The sequence below is a fragment of the Lawsonella clevelandensis genome, assembly GCF_003241315.1.
Taxonomy (GTDB): domain Bacteria; phylum Actinomycetota; class Actinomycetes; order Mycobacteriales; family Mycobacteriaceae; genus Lawsonella; species Lawsonella clevelandensis_A.
The window spans coordinates 1-17802 of the sequence record NZ_QFOZ01000001.1 but is presented as its reverse complement, the minus strand read 5'-3'; the positions used below and the strand labels follow the sequence as shown (position 1 = coordinate 17802).

The 17802-nt window shown below is 48.6% G+C and carries 13 protein-coding genes and 1 pseudogene; 9 read left to right on the top strand and 5 right to left on the bottom strand.

From position 1 onward, the window contains the following. The first annotated feature begins 677 nt into the window (after positions 1–677). The gene (locus DI579_RS00070) at positions 678–2081 is read left to right on the top strand and encodes an alpha/beta fold hydrolase (protein ID WP_290599270.1); all 1404 of its coding nucleotides are present in this window, start codon (positions 678–680) and stop codon (positions 2079–2081) included. 5 nt (positions 2082–2086) lie between these two features. Here DI579_RS00070 and DI579_RS00065 read toward each other — a convergent pair whose 3' ends face one another. Beyond that, on the bottom strand, positions 2087–3364 hold the full coding sequence (locus DI579_RS00065) for a citrate synthase (RefSeq protein WP_290599275.1): 1278 nt from the start codon (positions 3362–3364) through the stop codon (positions 2087–2089). A 166-nt stretch (positions 3365–3530) separates the two neighbouring features. After that, positions 3531–4568, bottom strand: a complete 1038-nt coding sequence (locus tag DI579_RS00060) for a hypothetical protein (RefSeq protein ID WP_303678508.1) — start codon at positions 4566–4568, stop codon at positions 3531–3533. Positions 4569–4851: 283 nt separating this feature from the next. Here DI579_RS00060 and serC point away from each other — a divergent pair, with 283 nt between their 5' ends. The 3 genes from serC to DI579_RS00045 all read left to right on the top strand — a co-directional run bounded on the left by serC (position 4852) and on the right by DI579_RS00045 (position 8282). Continuing rightward, positions 4852–5973: a phosphoserine transaminase gene (gene serC, locus DI579_RS00055; protein ID WP_290599268.1), complete on the top strand. Its 1122-nt coding sequence runs from the start codon at positions 4852–4854 to the stop codon at positions 5971–5973. 166 nt (positions 5974–6139) lie between these two features. Further along, the gene (gene sepH, locus DI579_RS00050; protein WP_290599267.1) at positions 6140–7288 is read left to right on the top strand and encodes a septation protein SepH; all 1149 of its coding nucleotides are present in this window, start codon (positions 6140–6142) and stop codon (positions 7286–7288) included. Next, complete coding sequence (locus tag DI579_RS00045; protein ID WP_303678507.1) at positions 7278–8282, top strand: hypothetical protein; 1005 nt, start codon at positions 7278–7280, stop codon at positions 8280–8282. Before sepH ends, DI579_RS00045 begins: the two co-directional genes overlap by 11 nt. A 9-nt stretch (positions 8283–8291) precedes the next feature. On the opposite strand, the gene DI579_RS00040 is transcribed toward DI579_RS00045, so the two are convergent. Beyond that, positions 8292–9122: an RNA methyltransferase gene (locus tag DI579_RS00040; RefSeq protein ID WP_290599263.1), complete on the bottom strand. Its 831-nt coding sequence runs from the start codon at positions 9120–9122 to the stop codon at positions 8292–8294. 135 nt (positions 9123–9257) lie between these two features. Here DI579_RS00040 and DI579_RS00035 point away from each other — a divergent pair, with 135 nt between their 5' ends. Beyond that, positions 9258–9584: a DUF2530 domain-containing protein gene (locus tag DI579_RS00035; RefSeq protein WP_290599261.1), complete on the top strand. Its 327-nt coding sequence runs from the start codon at positions 9258–9260 to the stop codon at positions 9582–9584. 1 nt (position 9585) lies between these two features. Here the strand turns inward: DI579_RS00035 and DI579_RS00030 are convergent, their stop codons facing one another. Then, on the bottom strand, positions 9586–10374 hold the full coding sequence (locus DI579_RS00030; RefSeq protein ID WP_290599260.1) for a DUF3027 domain-containing protein: 789 nt from the start codon (positions 10372–10374) through the stop codon (positions 9586–9588). Between the two features lie 99 nt (positions 10375–10473). Continuing rightward, complete coding sequence (locus DI579_RS00025) at positions 10474–10887, bottom strand: cold-shock protein (protein ID WP_290599259.1); 414 nt, start codon at positions 10885–10887, stop codon at positions 10474–10476. 478 nt (positions 10888–11365) lie between these two features. Between DI579_RS00025 and DI579_RS00020 the strand changes: the two are divergent. From DI579_RS00020 to DI579_RS00005, 4 genes and pseudogenes are all read left to right on the top strand, one after another. After that, positions 11366–11764 (top strand): annotated as a pseudogene (locus tag DI579_RS00020) (transglycosylase family protein); the annotation flags it as partial. Between the two features lie 921 nt (positions 11765–12685). Then, positions 12686–14953 (top strand): helicase-associated domain-containing protein, encoded by a 2268-nt coding sequence (locus tag DI579_RS00015; protein WP_290599258.1) that lies wholly within the window; start codon positions 12686–12688, stop codon positions 14951–14953. A 36-nt stretch (positions 14954–14989) separates the two neighbouring features. Further along, complete coding sequence (locus DI579_RS00010; RefSeq protein WP_303678503.1) at positions 14990–16642, top strand: DNA repair helicase XPB; 1653 nt, start codon at positions 14990–14992, stop codon at positions 16640–16642. A 68-nt stretch (positions 16643–16710) separates the two neighbouring features. Then, a complete protein-coding gene (locus tag DI579_RS00005) occupies positions 16711–17370 on the top strand; it encodes a DUF3239 domain-containing protein (RefSeq protein ID WP_303678502.1) in 660 nt (219 codons plus the stop codon). The last annotated feature ends 432 nt before the right edge of the window (positions 17371–17802 follow it).

Here is a 17802-nt window from a genome sequence, read left to right as displayed (position 1 = left end):
CACCCCCTCTTTAGTACCTTCACTACAAGATGGAGTTCATTCTAGTGATACTGCTGATTATTATGCGGTCTTCTTGTGGCAGTCGCAGGTGCATTCTGGGCCGCATTCATTTTTCCCGCAACGTCCTTCTGCACAGCATGTGCATGAGTCAGTGCAGGTACATTCTGGGCCACAAACTTTACAATTAGCCATGTCTATGTCCTTCACTCGTCTGTAGCAACACATTATTACGTGCGCATACAATAATGATATATCTCTACGGAACTAAGCGAAACACTTTGCCGAAATTTCTCCGTATAACAAATAGACCTCACTCGCCCCATGCTATCCCCCAAAGAACTCTGTCCATTAAGTAGTTCAGTACTCTCCGCGGACCTTTTTACGCTGGTAGAATGGAGTCAACTGATATTATTCGTCATCCTCGCCGAGTCGTTACACATCTTCACTGATTTTTAGATCTGTCAGTGGCTGGACAGAGATTTTCTTTCTTTAGAAAGGTGCGCTGCATGTTTGCTCCGCGCACAAACCACAAAAGTCTCACACTGTTAACAAGTACAGTTCTCGCTTTAGGACTTTGCGTCTCGCCTTCTACAACAACCGTTTACGCTGCCGAAAAACCAGGCGATTCTCTCCACTGGACTACATGTCCTGCTGATATCACCACAAATACTCCGCCAATGAGCATGCAGTGTACCACCTTCAAAGTTCCTCTAGATTACGGCAAACCTGACGATAAAAAGATCACCATCATGATGTCGCGAATTAAAGCGACTGAACATTCCCGCGGAGTTATCCTTATCAACCCTGGCGGGCCTGGACAATCTGCTCTTAATCTCTGGACTTGGCTGATTCACAATGGTTCCTCCACTCCCCTCCACCGCAATTTCGATCTTATTGCTGTACAACCTCGAGGACTAGAACACGCTACCCCACTACTGCTACAAGATTCTGCGACTACCTCCAAGACAATGTCTCATGCGGGTATAAAAGAACAGAAAGACTACAAAGAGCTATTTGCGCACATTACAACTGAAAACACTGCTCGTGATTTTGATATGGCGCGCCAATATCTCGGCCAGCAAAAGATCAATTTCTACGGTGCTTCTTACGGCACCTGGCTTGGCGCCGTATACGCCACACTATTCCCCCAACACACCGACCGTCTTGTCCTCGACTCAGCCGTCGACCCCACCGGAATTTGGTTAGATAACCTCAGCGGACATGGGAATCTACAGCGACGCCGTATGTACGAAATGTTCGATTTCCTAGCCGCCCACGATGATCTCTATCATCTGGGCGATACACCCCTCAAGGTGTACACCAGGTGGTACCGCATCATCGAACAAGAACTACACGGTCCCGCTGCTCCCCGAATAAGCGCACCACCTGCACAAATCGGAGACGTCCCACCTGAATTTAAACACAATATTCAGCTCTACCTCACCGGCCACAACCTCGCTCGACCAATCGTCGACCGCATCGAACGCGCCATCCACGCATGGGAAATCCCCACTGCGGAATACTCCCATAATCTTTGGGAGATAACGGGTACTGCGCTTACAAGCCGATCATATTGGCCACAAGTAGCCGTCTACATGCAAAACCCGAATCCCCAACCTCTCACAGACGACGAAAAGGTAGAGAACCTCATATCTTCCAACGTTTTTAAAGCCATAGTATGCAATGAAAATACGACTAAGCCTGCGCCACTAAATTTTCTTATAGGAAGTGCTGCTTATTTTGCAGGTGCAGATGCGTTCACCTTACAAGATCTCGTCATGTCATCTGGCATAACGTGTCTTGGTATCACGCCATCCACTAAGCCTGTAAAAGTGGTGGGGACTTTCCTTAAAAACCGCCCTGTGGTGTTGCAATCTATTTACGACACGCAAACACCCTATGCCGGTGGCCGAAAAATGGCTCAAGAAATGAACGCATACTTCATCAAAACTGAAGGCGGAGACCATATTATCTATGCATATGATAATCCCGAAGCTCGGAAATTAGTTAATAACTATTATCTCAAAGAGCCTATCGTTACACGCACCAGTTTGCCCTATACCGCAGTAAACCTGCAGTAGCTGTCTTATTGACGGTCTTCCAATGGTACGTAGGCGCGTTCCGTCTCGCCTTTGTATACCTGACGAGGGCGCCCAATCTTGCTGTGCGGGTTGCTGTTTTGTTCACGCCACTGGGCAATCCAGCCTGGCAAACGTCCAAAAACAAAGAGTGGTGTAAACATTTGCGTGGGAAATCCCATAGCACGGTAGATCAGCCCAGTGTAGAAATCTACGTTTGGGTAGAGGCGGCGTTCAACGAAGTAATCGTCAGCGAGGGCTTTATCCTCAAGAGCAAGAGCAATATCGAGCAGCTCATCACCACCTAATACGTCAATGACGCGGTGCGCATGCTTTTTCACGATGGCGGCACGTGGATCGTAATTCTTGTATACGCGGTGGCCAAAGCCCATCAAGCGTACACCGTCTTCTTTATTCTTAACCCGCTCCATATAGTCGTGAGCGTCCCCACCGGAATCGCGAATACCCTCCAACATCTCTAGCACTGCCTGGTTGGCACCACCGTGCAGAGGACCATAAAGAGCATCAATGCCCGCAGCAACCGAAACGAAGAGATTAGCTTTCGAAGAACCAACCATGCGAACTGTAGAAGTAGAACAGTTCTGTTCATGGTCAGCATGCAGGATAAGAAGCACTTCCATTGTATGGACAAGCTCTGGGTCAAGTTCATATTCCTGGGAGGGGGAACCAAACATCATGCGGAGGAAATTCTCCACGAGGGTGTATTCATGGCGCGGATACATTGGCGCCATGCCATGCAGATGACGGTAAATGTCCGCGGTCAGCATGGGCACCTGACCGAGAAGCACACGTGTAGCTTTCTCGACTTCTCCTGGATTATGCGGATCGAGACAATCCTGGTTGTAGCAGGATAGGAGATTGACGGCGGCTGCCATCGACGGCATAGGGTGACCCCACCGTGGGATAGCTTCATAGAATTTACGGAAATCCCAATCCAGCTCAGTGTTGTATTTGATGCTCATACGGAAATCTTCAAGTTCCGTAAAATTGGGCAGGTGGCCGTGGATAAGAAGATATGCCACTTCCATAAAAGTTGCTTTTTCGGCAAGCTCTTCAATGGGATAACCACGGTAACGCAGGATTCCCTTATCGCCGTCAATATATGTAATGCAGGATTCACAAGAACCTGTATTGACGTAGCCATTATCGAGGGTGATCGTTCCCGTCTCTTTGAGAAGGGCGCCTAGTTGGACGCCGTCATAACCTTCAGTAGCGTGCACAATAGGCAGATCAATATCGCCGTTAGGAAGAACCAACTTAGCCATATCGCTGGGGTTTTGCTCCTGATTCACACGCTTTCCTTTCGTTCTGCGGCTCGGGAGTATAGCTCCCACTGTTGAGAACACCTCTCATACAGCTATAGATCTAAGGATACCGCCTTGTTATTTAAATAATCTGCGATTCTCTTTTACTTACACATTCTCAGTGTTCTTAAGATCTTGATGACAGCTCTCCATGCAGACGCCATTGTGCAGACCATTCAGCCGAAGGTGCCAGGACAATAAGATCCTGACCAGTCACCATTGCATTGGGAGGGCATGTCATTGGCTCAACAGCTAACGCACGTCCCTCTCCCGTTTCTTTTCCAGGAAACATCACAGTTTTTTCACCGGTGGTAAAAATCTGCAACCACGTGAACTTCGTATCCGCATCCATCACTACGCTGATGCATCGACCATCTTCTACTTGTCCGGTCAAGCGCGCTAATTCACGCCAGCCATCTACAACTGGAGTTTCTTTCGACACTGTAAAAGGAGTATCGAACCATACGTCTTTCATGCTAGTGGTCTCATTGATCGCTGGGACTCCTTTGCCTACTGGGAAATGTTGTCCAGTAGGTAAAAGACGGTCATCGGTTACCCACCAATCATCTACATTCGCGTGGAAAACACACTGGTTCAATGCTGCATGACCAGCAGTAATATAAGGGTGCGCTCCGTATCCCCAGGGCATTGTGCTACCAGAATTGTTTTTCACTGATGTTGTTACGGTAAGTCCATCTGCCGATAGCGTATATCGAACATGCGCGGAGAATTCCCACGGCCAGCCCTGTGAAGACTTCTGCATGGACGGATCATAGTGAAAACCGAGTGTTACAGAACTTCCATCGTGGGCCTTTTCTACAACGTTCCACAGTTCATCTGTTGCTAGGCCATGGATAGCATTGCGCAGCGCTGGTTCATTCTTTTTTATGGCAACAGAAGTGTTTTCGAACAAAAACTGTCCATCGGCAATACGATTGGGCCAGGGAATAAGAGTTTGACCGCACGTAAAAGGAGACTCTTTTCCGTAAGATTCCGTCAGAGGAACGTCTGTATTATCGTCCAGAGTCCACTGGAGTCCTTGTAAAGCTGCACCCCGACGATCGATATATGCTCGGTAGTGTTTTGTTTCCAAAGCTATTGTGCGTCCAGAAGCCAAGTGCTCATCACGTTCTGACAAAATCTTATTGTTGAAAGAGTTGGTCATCAGTCTTCTTCTTAGTAAATCGCGCTGATACGAAGGCCAAGACACGGAAGAATTCATTCATGAGAATTCACTGTCTCGGCTCATTCATAAGAATATCTATTTTTAGGAATCTATGAACGCGATCTGAGAATAATAAATAACGCCTCGCTGAGTTGCACTAAGCACTAGCGTTGATAGTTCCATTCCTCACTTTATGACGGCTACAATCGAGATAGTTTCTCTTGGAAGTCCTGCATACTGCTATGCCAAGACAATCCTCTCTATGAAATCACAAAGGACAATAATGAGCGACGCTACGATCACTATTCCCGCTGATCTTCTCCCCACCGATGGGCGCTTTGGCTGCGGACCATCAAAGGTTCGCAAAACGCAACTCGACTCAATAATCGATGCAGGTACTTCCATCATGGGTACCAGTCATCGCCAGCCAGCTGTGAAAAATGTTGTGAAGCGTATCCAAGAAGGGCTTCTCGACCTCTTCCAAGCCCCCGAAGGCTATGAAGTGCTCCTCGGTATTGGTGGTGCTACTGCTTTTTGGGACGCTGCTACATTCGGTCTTATCCGGGAACGTTCACTCCACCTCACATGCGGAGAGTTCTCTTCTAAATTCGCTACCGCTGCGAAAAAAGCCCCTTGGTTGAAAGACCCTGTGGTTGTTTCATCCGAGCCTGGCTCCGCCCCTACCCCTGTCGCCGATGAAAGCTGCGACCTCATTGGTTGGGCACATAATGAAACCTCAACTGGCGTTATGCTCGGGGTGGAACGCCCGAAGGGGTCCGAGAACGCCCTCATCGCTATTGATGCTACGTCCGGTTCCGGCGGACTCCCCGTTAACATTGCCGACGCTGACTGCTACTATTTCTCCCCGCAAAAGTGCTACGGCTCCGATGGTGGCCTGTGGCTAGCACTCATGAGCCCTGCTGCTACTGAGCGCATTGAAGAAATTTCTGCAAGTGGCCGCTTTATTCCGGGATTCCTTGATCTTAAAACTGCACTCAATAACTCCCGCAAGAATCAGACATATAACACTCCTGCGGTAGCTACTCTCCTCATGCTGGCTAACCAGATTGAGTGGATGAATAGTAATGGCGGTCTCGACTTTACTGTGGGTCGTACAACTGATTCTTCTACTCGCCTCTACGAATGGGCAGAGAAGAGCGAGTTTGCTCATCCGTTCGTTACCGATCCTGCGCTACGTTCGCTCGTTGTTGGCACTATCGACTTCAATGATGATGTTGATGCCGCCGCTGTTGCGAAAACACTGCGAGCTAACGGCGTACTAGACACTGAGCCTTACCGCAAGCTAGGACGTAACCAGCTCCGCATTGGTATGTTCCCGGCTATCGATCCCGAAGATGTCAGCCAACTCACCCGATGCATTGACTACGTCGTTGAGCATCTCTAGGACTCATAATTTCGGTAAATAAATACCAATAGGTTCATAAAAACCGTGGAAGGGCTGACAAATGCTGTCCCTCCACGGTTTTTATGCTGTTCCTCCCCAATAACACTGGTCTCTTCCGCTAAAGTTGTTGTAAAGAACTCATACCTAACCAGTGGAGGTGTTATCTATGCGAGAGCTACACGTAGCTGGTTATAACGCAAACGAAAATAAAATCATCCTACGCGACTCCACTAACGACGATGAGTTCTCCATTGTCGCTGATGAACAATTACGGGCTGCCGCTCGTGGTGACGTTCCCGGCATGTGCCAAGTTACGGTAGAGAAATCTAATACCATGCGACCGTCGGAGATCCAGGAGCTTATTCGCGCTGGCGCGTCAACTGATGAATTAGCCGATAAAGCAGGTATGCAAAGATCTCGGCTTGAGAATTTAGCTCGCCCAATCCTCATGGAACGCGCCAACATGGTGCGCCGAGCCCAAGAATCTCATCCTGTTTTAGCCGATGGCCCCTCCGACATTACTTTAGCCATGGCTATTCATACAGCCTTAAGCGCACGCGGTATCGATTATCACGATGGCAGTTGGGATTCCTGGAAAACTGCTGACGGCCACTGGATTATTGAGTTACGGTGGGAAGAAAGACACGCCGATAACACTGCACACTGGCGTTTCCAACAGGATCGTTCCTATGCCGTCACTAGTCCTATCGATGAAACCGCTAGCGAGCTAACGGATCCCGATTTTTCTCCCCATCGACTTAGCACTGTTGCACCTATCTCTAATCTTGGGGTAGCCCGACTGCGAAATTCGCAAACATCTCAAGAAGATAGACAAAAATTAGCAGTCGCTGCACAACGTGATGCTGCTGGTATACCGGACAGTTCACGTCCAGAAAGCGTACAGAAGCGAACACCCGGATACGTGAAATCCGTAACTATAGATATGGAGGATTTCACTACTCCCACTACGCCGCAGCCAGTTCGTTCTTTTGACGGCTCTGCGGATACTGATACCTCTGACAGCATAATGTCAGAGCGTACGACGCCTGCCGACGCACCTACTGAGCAGCTCACTCTGGACAATATTCGACAGTTTTCTGAGCGTAAAAACGAGTCCGCTACTCACTCTGAAAACCGTTCTGAAAAGCAGCCTCCTATAAAGCCTCTTCCTCTTTCACGTGCTGCCACTAGAAAAGATACTGCTAAAAAGGATGATGACTCTCATCATTCCTCTCATAAGAAGCAGAAACACCCCACTATGCCTTCTTGGGAAGATGTTCTACTAGGCGTTAGAGGTCAACAAAATGACAACTGATTCTGCGGAGCGAGCTGTTGTAACAATCTGGTTTGTTTCAGCTCCCAATGCTCACGCTGTCCTTGCTTCCAATCCGCAACCGGATACTGAGTACGGTTTACAGTTAGTTGCTGGTCTCTTCCCTACCCGTCCTGTTACCCCTCTTGGAATTTTTCCTTTAACACGCTCTGCACCAGCTGGACATACTGAAGTGTATGTGGGTGTTTATCCAGGAGTGACAGTTCTACAAACTGCAGCTATTCCACTAACAAGCATGCTTGATCTTGTCCCCGAGTGGATACAACCTGACGCCGCAGACAATATATACGCATTTGCACAGGGGCCATCTGGCGCTTTCGCAGGTTTTGCACATTGGCATCACGGTAAATTAGAACGTGCTTTCACCGCGACAACCTGCGAAATTCTGGAGGATAAAGGGCTACCGCTTAAAGTCGAGACCCCTTACTGGAGTGGTGAATGCCCTCCACCCAGCAGTACTCAACTCGACTCTACTTGTGCAATTCCCTTGCCGTTCCTCCCTGGGGATATACTGCTCACCCTTTATACGACATGGTTAGGTTTTGAACCTCGCGCTCACGATCTCACCATTCTCGTTAATGGTTTTGCTATTGATGGACGTCCAGAAGCCCGTCCCGTCGAAAGAATTTCTTCTGGGGATGCACTTACAGCCAATTCTCCGGAGATAGGAGAAGGAGCTTCTCCCGATGAATTGATTGCGGCTGAGCTAGAAGAGGCTACAGGTGCCGTCACTGACGACATCGATGGTTCTGTTGACACTAATAGCGACAATGCCACCAGCGTTGACGCTCACATAGACGCAAATTCGCTAGGCGATACACACCACAAAGAGAGTTGTTGGACTCGTTTTAAGCGTTGGTGTACTGGAAAGTCGACAACTACCCACGCATCCGCAGACAGTGACGGCAATGCTAGCGACAGCAACGATGGCAGCATACTTCATGAAGAAAGTACCGAGGGTACCAAGGAAGACTAGCACCTAACGTTAGTTCCGTATCCGCTCGTAGAAGGCTACGGCCGCTGATGTTGCGACGTTAAGAGAATCTACTCCTAACTGCATTGGTATTTGTACTCGTGCGTCTGCCAAGCGCATCGTTTTTCGCCGTAGTCCGGGGCCTTCAGCACCAACGAGAAATGCGACTTTATCTCCATCTGCTGCATTGGATAAGAACTGTGCGTCATGTGCTGGAGTGAGTGCGAGGATGCGATATCCCGCTGCATGTAGTTGTTCAAACGTCTGTTCTTGCCAATCATTTGGCCCACCTTCGCACACAGCAAAGGGCACTCGTAAGACATGGCCCATGGAGACGCGTACTGACCGTCGATATAACGGATCTGCACAACCAGCTCCAATAAGGACTCCCCCAACATTCAGTGCAGCTGCATTACGAAAAATGCTACCAATATTAGCATGGTCATTCAGCCCTTCTAAGGCAACGAGCGTACGGGGTTCGTGTGACAGTACATCACTAACGGAACGTGGGGTAGGGCGTGGCGCTAATGCAAAGATATGACGATTAAAGTGGAATCCCACGCACTCTGAAATAACATCAGCTGATGCCTTATAAAAAACAGTATTGTTGGCAATCCTCGCATAATCTGGCATAGCGATGAGCCTATCTAGGCCAACATCTGTCCCTAAGAACTGAGTGGGAGGGCAGTATGAATCCAGCATGCGATCGATAACAAATGATCCCTCGCCGATGACTACCCCATCTGGCCCTTCATGGTCTCTCCGCTTCTCTGCGTGGTTGAGATCACGAAAACCAGCAATACGTGGATCAGAGGGGTTATCAACAGGAACGATTTTTACCATACTTGTCTGCTCTCTTGTCTATTCTCCCCGGAAGACTGATGTTTTAATACTTCACTGTTCCTAGACGAAGATACAAACCGAATCGTTTTCGGTACTGTTAGAAGGAAGAACGATTCAAGAGGTATCACGAGAATAATGAAGAAGCGTACCATTCAAGCGTTACCAGCTAAGCTCATTGATCCACGTCCTGTGCTGCTATCAGGTATTGGGGCATGGATAGTGTGTTTAATGACGCTGCTTATTGTGGGTGTAAAAACCACTGCTATGTGGACAGCTGTTTGGGGTATCGCTATCGGTCTGGGTATTTACGTGCTTTTCCTCTATCAAAGAAGGGCGTTGCGTCGCGGCGACAGTACCGCGCAAACGTCACTTCCTGATGTTGGACGCTATGGTGATGCGGCAGCAGACTATGTCACCATAGAAGTGCCTCATGCACAGGATGACAACTGCTCATTGCAGTGATCTACTGTTGTTCTTCTTTATCAGTCTCTTGATTAGCGGCTACAGTAACTACGTCAAATTCTGCATCGTCAAAGTACATGGCAGCGGGTTGAACTGCAGAAAAATCTTCTCTAATGCTTGAGTGAGCACCACAACCGTAATGCGCATGAACAACATGGCCATCTGCGGACAGCTTATTAGTGCACACTCCAAAACTGGCTTTTAGTGCGCCTGCTAGTGGTGCATAAAAACCACAGGATTCACAGTGTGCCGGTGCTCTTTTCGCACGGTTACTCTGCGGCCCGTATTCACTTTTTTCCCATCGGGTTGCTGCTTCGTCTCTTCCTTCAGGACTCAGTACTCTCTCACGCCCGTAGCCTATGGGCATGGCAGCGTCATCGAGTTCCGCATCCCCGGAGTCCATGTAACCGGGGACAAGTCGCGGATCATTATCGGCAACAGGAAGAATATCGTTATCGGAAAGATCACCAGGCTGTAAACGCTCTTCCCACGGAATCCAGGGTGGTGCAAGGAGTGCTTTATCACCAGGTATTAAGGCTAATTCGTTAAGGGTAGGATGCTCAGTGTCTCCAGAAAGAACAACATGCCATTCCCATCCTCGGTAGCCTCGTATATCCGCAGAAAAGCGGTAGGTAATGGAATGAGGATCTTCTCTCAATACTCCTAATAATTCACCGGCATTCCCCGCATTGAGGTCAGCAATAGCATGACGGGCTATTTTCTCAGCTTCTGGAGTTACTAGTGAATCTGTCTTCTCCGAAGTATCAATCTTTGCGATATCGTCACTCACAGTTTTATTGTGTCACTCTTTCAAGATTGTTCTACACGTTCTGTATCAGTAATAGATCTCAACAGCTTCATGTGCGAGACGACGGGCCTGGGATATTGGTTAGCGATCAAGCTCTCGGGCAACGGCGCGAACGATTTCAGAAATATGCTGTGCGGTTTTTCGATCCGGGTAACGACCTTTACGAAGTTCTGGTTGCACTGTAGATTCCATCAGCGTAATCATGTCTTCAATCATGCCGTGAAGTTCGTCTGGGGTATGACGGTGTGCTGTCTGGCGGCGTTGTTTACGCTGGTTTGCGGAAACTGACGGCGCCGGTGCGAGGATTTCTAAACGCAGTGCTTGCGGACCGCGACGTCCCGCCGCAATGTCCATATCTACACGCTGTCCTGGTTTTAATTCAGTAACATCATCAGGAAGAACAGAAGCACGAACATATACGTCTTCACCCTCATCCTGGGTAATGAAGCCAAACCCCTTCTCCGGGTCATACCACTTCACTTTGCCATGAGGCATAATCCGTGCATCTCCTTCCTTTATGTGCACACGGTTATATGTTTGTTTTATTGCAGTCTATTACAGTGTACCGATTCTGCATCACGTATATGAAAGTGATAGCAAAGATATCTTTTACCACTATATGTTACTAATTTTCTCACATTATAAGATTTAAAAATATTTTCTGAATCGTTTCAATAATACTTTTACCAGGTATTTCTCTAAAAATTTCAGCATTTAACACTGTAAAGACGGTCTACTTTTTATTTCATTTATATGACGATTCGGGTACAAAACTGTATTCTTTTACCCATAGTTCTGTTAACTACTCCAATAGCCAGGATGTATGTCCCATCCCCTGCCTATTGAGAGCGCTGCCCCCTGAACAGCGAACAAGGATGGGAACAGGCACCACGCGATACATAGTATTAATCGCACTTCTCTCCGCATTTCAGCAAGAAGAGTGCCTGGCGCATTTGTTTGGAAAAGGAACCTAATGGGTGCACATTCTGCACAAGGACGCCACTCTGGAACTGCTATTTTTAAAAAAGCTTTCTCCTCAATTGCACTATCTGGTGCTACCGCCCTTGCCGTGGGTGTCATCTCTTCTCCGCTCGTTTCCGCCGCCCCCTATTCTGATTGGGATCGTCTTGCTCAATGCGAGTCAGGAGGAAATTGGCACATTAATACTGGTAATGGCTATTACGGTGGCTTGCAATTTAGCCAAAGTACCTGGTCCGCTAATGGTGGCACCAAATACGCTCCACGTGCCGACTTAGCTAGCCGTGAACAACAAATTGCTATCGCCGAACGTGTGCTGGCAGCTCAGGGCTGGGGTGCCTGGCCAGCATGCTCTTCTTCACTTGGATTGAGTAGTGGCCCTACTCCCCGAAATCCTGAGTCTCCGGCAGATATTGCTCGTAAAAAACGCATTGCCGAACAGAAACGCCGTGCAGCGCAACTTCGCCGCGAAGCACAACGACGTGAAGCGCAACGCCGCGAACGTGAGAATAACTTCATCCACTACAAGACCGTAGAAAATGCGGGCATGATGGTGGAAACTGCTTCCAATCTTGGTCTCCCTATCAACCAAGATAAAGCCAACAAAGCTATCGATAAAGTGGATAAAGGCATTACTAATAAAGTAATTAAGCCTATCCGCAAGATCAGTAAAGAGTCTGATAACGCGGTAGTAAAGAAAATCGATCCTGCCTACACCAAGGTCAATCATTCTGCTGCCAAAATTGTAGAAGGCGATGGCGGAATCGAAGATAAACTGCACGATCCGTCTACTAAACTCAACGCTGCTACTAATGGTGCCACTCCTGTTATCGGATCCAGCGCCGATAACTCTCGTACAGTTTCGAAGAGTTCTTCCGCTGTATCCAAAACCGGTAGCAATAACAGTAAGAGCAATAAGACCGGAAAGAATAGCAAGAGCAGTAACGGCAGCAAGAATAACAAGAGCACCAAGAATGCTCAGAACACCAAGAAAACAAAAACTGGTAGTGCTTCCTCCACAGCCACAAAGGACAAGCAGGACAATAAAGCACCTCTAAAAGATTCTCTTGCGTCAAAAATGCACAGGAAAGATAAGAAGAATAATATTCTTCCTATTCTCCCCCTCTCTGCACTCCATCGTTAAAAACAAACAGTGTTGTGGCCAGCTAGTCAAAGAAGCTAGCTGGCCACAATGTTTATAGACAGTTCGTGTATAGCGTTATACGCAGCGTTATACATGGCACTAACACGGTCGTGGAGAGAAACCCGAGGGGGTCTCTTTGTATTGCGTTAGCGGTAAGCTGGAAGGATGGATTTGAGTACGCATACCAGTTGGGATACATGGTTAAGTTCTCTCTCTACAGAAAGCCTTGCGACGCTTCTTAGCCTACGTCCCGATGTTGCTGTGCCGCCGCCCACTAGTCTGGTTGTACTCTCCACCCGGCTAACGCAGCAGCGCTCCTACCGCCGCGCGTTAGGCAATCTTAACCGTCCACAGCTTTATACCCTCAACGTACTTACCTGCAGCACAACCGAGTTATCAGTAACGTCTCTTAAAAAGGGCAGTCTCCTCTCTTTCCTCTCCACCACAGAAATAGAGGAAATTCTCTCTACCCTAGTGAATTATGCACTTCTCTACCCGACCAGTAATGACGCTTATCTGCCTGCACCAGGTCTTGCAGAAGTTCTCCCACACCTGCCACTCGATTTAGCAGATAATCCGCCTCTAAGAGATTGTGCAGCACTCCGCACCGATATTGCGCGCTTACCGGATAATCAACGGCATGTCCTAGAGACTCTGGCAGAATCTGGCCGTCGTGGCACCACTACTGCCTTGCGTGAAGCTGGGCCAGACCATCCTCTCTACCAACTTTTATCGAAGGATCTCCTCCGCCGTGACGGTACTTCGGAGGACACAGTTCTTCTTCCCGAAGATATCTATTGTGCCTTGCATCATTCCGTAGCTTCAGCGGTGAGTAATCCACTTAACTGTCCGCAGCCGCAGAGCGTTAATACCGTTCTTACTCGTACAGCGCATAATACTGCGGAAGAGCCAGCAACGGGTATCGATAACTATGCATTTTTTCTTCATACCGTGCGTGAGCTCATCGACACCATCGATACACAGCCTCTACACGCTCTTGCCGATGGTGGCATAGGGCAACGCGAACTCCGCAGACTCACAAATACTACAAATCTTCCCACCGCACAGATTGTGGTGGGTGTAGAAGCTCTTGCAGCGCTTAGCATTATCGAAGAAGACCTTGCTGAAGAGGGTAACTGGATCACCACTGCCAATGCCGATACATTCCTTGCCAGCACCCCCGCAGAACAATGGGAACTTCTCCTCCGCACCTGGTGGTACAGTTCTCGTCCTTGGTCGGGTACTCCGCATGAACGTGCCATTGTCCTCAACCCAGAGGCAGGAGACGGACATCTTCGACTACTCCGTCACCAGATCCTCGAGAATCTCGCTATCTGGCCTGCAGATATTCTCACCGCTAGCGAAGCTGACGTTGCTGCACTCACCCACTGGTGCGAACCTCTCATTCCAGCGCTAGCGGGGGGTGCTGCTTTCGAGGACACTATACATACCGCTGAGATACTTGGCATTCTGCACTCGTGCACGCTTACGCAGGTGGGACGTGCGCTCCTTACTGGAGATGTCTCCACTGCTATCGGCTCTGCTATTCCCGCTGAAACAACATCTATCCTGATTCAGGATGACCACACTATCGTGGTACCAGGGTTTCTTTCCCCCCAGCACACAGACATTATGCGGCGTATCGCCACAGTTGAATCCCCGGGGATGGCGACGGTCTACCGTATCAGTGAGGAAAGCATTCGACACGCACTAGACACTGGGTTAACGGCTACTGACATTCACAACTTTTTGCACGACCTCTCCCATATTGAGGTTCCGCAATCATTGAGCTACCTCATTGATGACGCTGCCCGCCGACATGGTGCGCTACGCGTAGCCCCCGCTTTATCCGTTGTTCACTCGGATGATCCCGCACTTATCCGTAGTGTATTGGCATCACCTGCATTACAGAACTGCGGTTTACGCCTCATCGCCCCCACAGTTGCTATTGCGGATGTTACTCCGCGTGAACTTCATTCAGCGTTACAAGATACAGGGCTTAGTCCTATTCTGGAGGACAGTCACGGTTGCGTCCTCTCTCTTCGCCAGCATCGTCCACGACCAACTCTAGATAACTGCTACGCCAGTCTAGTACCTGCGGATACTCCCCTAACGTCCCTCGCACAAGAATCACAACTATCACCTACCCATGCAGAGGAAATCGCTAGCCAACTACACGCTGCCACGGAAAATAGCCGTCATAGCGGTCCAGTCATGACGGGGGATACTATCATTCCGCTTCTCCATGACGCTATTAACAAACATCAGGAAGTTATCTTGGGCTTCATCAAAGGTACCGGCGTCAAAGCACAGATACGTTTACTGCCACGCAGAATGTCCGAAGGCATGTTGGATGCCGTCGATGTCGCTACACACCAGCCTTATCGTTTTGCTCTGCACAAGATTCGTTCTGCCAGCATTATTTCTAACGACTCATAGTAATTTCATCGCCATATTTAGCCGAGGAGTTTCCACATGACTGATGGTCCGCTCATTGTTCAGTCTGACAACACTATGCTGCTTGAAGTCGATCATCCACAAGCCGACGAGGTCAGACGAGCGATAGCGCCTTTCGCAGAATTGGAACGTGCCCCCGAGCATATCCACACGTATCGGATTACCCCCTTGGCCCTCTGGAATGCGCGTGCAGCCGGCCACGATGCTGAACAAGTAGTGGACACACTAGTACGCTATTCTCGTTACCCTGTCCCTCAGCAACTTCTTATTGCTATTGCAGAAACGATGGAACGCTATGGCCGTCTCCACCTTGTTAATGACCCTGCACACGGTTTAGTACTTGTCTCTACCGACCCAGCGGTACTTGCAGAAGTCATCCGTCACAAGAAAATAAAACCCTTACTAGGGCAGTCAGTGGGTCCAGACACGATCACGGTACACCCCTCTGAACGCGGCCATCTCAAACAGGAGCTCATCAAAATAGGCTGGCCCGCAGAAGACTTAGCAGGCTATGTCGATGGCGAGGCACACCCCATTGCACGCAGCCAGGAACACGTCACCTGGGAACCTCGCGACTACCAAAAGTGGGCGGCAGAAACAGCCTGGGCCGGTGGTTCTGGCGTAGTAGTACTTCCCTGCGGTGCCGGTAAAACTATCGTCGGTATTGAAACCATGGTGCGCGCCCAGAAGACAACTCTTATTCTTGTCAACTCCACTGTGGCTGGCCGTCAATGGAAGCGTGAACTACTACAACGCACCACACTTACTGAAGATGAGATTGGCGAATACTCCGGGGAGCATAAAGAAATTCGTCCTATCACCATCGCCACCTACCAGGTGGTTACCCGTAAAACAAAGGGTGTCTATCGGGCAATGGAGTTGTTCGATTCCCGCGATTGGGGACTCATCATCTATGACGAAGTCCACCTACTTCCCGCCCCTGTCTTCCGTCTGACAGCCGATCTACAGTCCCGCCGCCGCTTAGGCCTCACCGCCACATTAGTGCGTGAAGACGGCCGTGAGAATGATGTTTTTACCCTCATCGGGCCGAAACGCTTCGACATGCCGTGGAAAGACCTGGAATCCCAAGGGTGGATTGCCACAGCTGAATGCACCGAAGTGCGCGTAGCACTCACCGAGGAAGAACGTATGACGTACGCGACTTCGGAGCGTGAAGAAATGTATAAGCGCTGCGCCACAGCCGTATCCAAAGACAACGTTGTTGCGGAACTCATCTCCCACCACCATAACGAACCTACTCTTGTCATTGGCGCCTATTTGGACCAGCTAGAGCGCTTAGCAGCCAAGCTCAATGCACCTCTAGTACAAGGAAAAACATCTACTAAAGAACGCGAGCGTCTCTTTGAAGCTTTCCGAAAAGGCGAAATAACAACTTTAGTAGTGAGTAAAGTGGCTAACTTCTCTATCGATCTTCCTGAAGCCTCAATTGCTATACAGGTATCTGGAACGTATCGAAGCCGTCAGGAAGAAGCCCAACGCTTGGGAAGAATTTTACGTCCTAAGAGCGATGGGCATGAAGCACGGTTTTATACCGTAGTGTCTCGAGACACGATTGATACGACATATGCGGCTTATCGCCAACGATTTTTAGCCGAACAAGGGTATGGCTATCGCATCATAGATGCAGACGATTTAGATAACCTAGATTAAAGTCTGCTGCGGACGTAAATCTTCCCGGAATAACGCATCAAAAAAAGAAAAATAGAAGGAACACCACTATGCCAGCGCGCACATTCGACTTCCCTATTGATAAACAGCATGCTAAACGGCACAACGAACTTATTGGAGATCGTCGCCGGCTTCAAATATCATCGCTCATTCTGACCATTATTATGGGCGTTCTTACCTATTATGCCTATGACAAAGGTGTCAACATATTTTGGGTGTCGGTATTATGCGTCCTAACCGTCGTTTCAGCTGTTGTTATGGTGTGGATTCCCACTGCTATTGGGTCCATAGACAAAACTTTTAAGAAATCTCCCCTTGTACCTGCCATCATTGCTGATACGCGTGAAAACGGTATGACTCTTCTGGCCTTAGTAGATCTGTCTAAAAAACCCGATGAGTTTACACAGTGGGCATTAGTAGCCCGCGATGTTCATGACATTCCTGGTCTACGAAAAGTTATTGGTCAGAAAGTACCTTGTGTTGCAGTGACGGGGTCGGAAAAGGTGCTTCATAAAAAGGATTACTGGGATCTAGCAACACCTATGCCAATTGCGTGGGGTACAACGGACCGAACAGTTATTGCTGATGCACGACGTACAATCCCCACCACGGAGTGGGATATCCTTGCAAGACTACGTCCACGCCTAGAAGAGGTTCGCAAGCAACGTAATGATGTATTGCTCCTCAACGAGGAGGATCTCCCTAAGTAGTGTTGCCATAAAATATCTTTATTGATCTCTATCCTGGCCTCTGTACAGCTTGTACAGAGGCCACTTTATGTCCCCATGTATACCAAGTCTATAGAGACATAAATAGCTCTATAAGACATAAGCAACTCTAGGCATAAGGCAGAAAAAATAGTTGGGTTATCCCCCAAGATCATTCCTGCAGAATTATTCCTAGTTCATTATCATCTTCCCTAGTAGAGGGAGTATTCATCACATCTGTAGAAACTATTAAAGGTGTCTGTTATAAGACACTGATATATCGCGTAAAAGAAAAATAACTCGTATGAGAGATAATAAGTTCTCTCCTCATACGAGTTTTTAGTTTACATAAAAAAACTGTGGGGAGCCTCAAAGAGACTCCCCACAGCACAACGTTAAAGTTCGGCAGCGACCTACTCTCCCACACCCTCCCGA